A 676-nucleotide genomic window follows, 5' to 3' on the forward strand; every position below is an offset into this window, starting at 1 on the left:
CCACCACCCCCCCGGTGGTCGTTTTTGCTGCCCCCCCCCCCCCACCCCGCGCGCGGGGGGCGCGCCGTCCCGGGCCCGCCCCCCGACGCCGTGCCCATCGCGGGCGGCACGGACGTGATGGTGGAGCTGAACTTCGACCACCGCCGTCCCGCCGCCCTGCTGGACCTGACCCGGATCCCCGAACTCCGCTCGTGGGACGCGGAGGACGTCGACGGCGGCGTGGTGCGCATCGGCGCGGGCGTCCCGTACACGCGGATCATCGACGAGCTGGGCAAGCACCTGCCCGGCCTCGCGATGGCCTCCCGCACGGTCGGTTCCCCGCAGATCCGCAACCGCGGCACGGTCGGCGGCAACCTCGGTGCGGCCTCGCCCGCCGGTGACGCGCACCCCGTGCTGCTCGCCGCCGGCGCCACCGTCGAGGTCGCCTCGACCAGGGGCACCCGGCTCATCCCGGCCACCGACTTCTACCTCGGCGTGAAGCGCAACGCGCTGGAGCCGGACGAGCTGATCACGGCCGTGCGCGTGCCGGTCACCCGCGCGCCGCAGCAGTTCGCCAAGGTCGGCACGCGCAACGCCATGGTGATCGCGCAGTGCTCGTTCGCGGTGGCCCTGCACCCGCCGCAGAACCGGGTCGGCGCGGCGGTCGGCAGCGCCGCGCCCTCGCCGCGCCGGGCGA

At 76.5% G+C, this 676-nt stretch carries 1 protein-coding gene; it reads left to right on the top strand.

The features are described from left to right. Nucleotides 1-117 precede the first annotated feature (117 nt). A partial coding sequence (locus AB0G02_RS16220; RefSeq protein WP_360794425.1) for an FAD binding domain-containing protein occupies nt 118-676 on the top strand: 559 nt, incomplete at its 3' end.

The organism is Actinosynnema sp. NPDC023658, assembly GCF_040639995.1.
Lineage (GTDB): Bacteria > Actinomycetota > Actinomycetes > Mycobacteriales > Pseudonocardiaceae > Actinosynnema.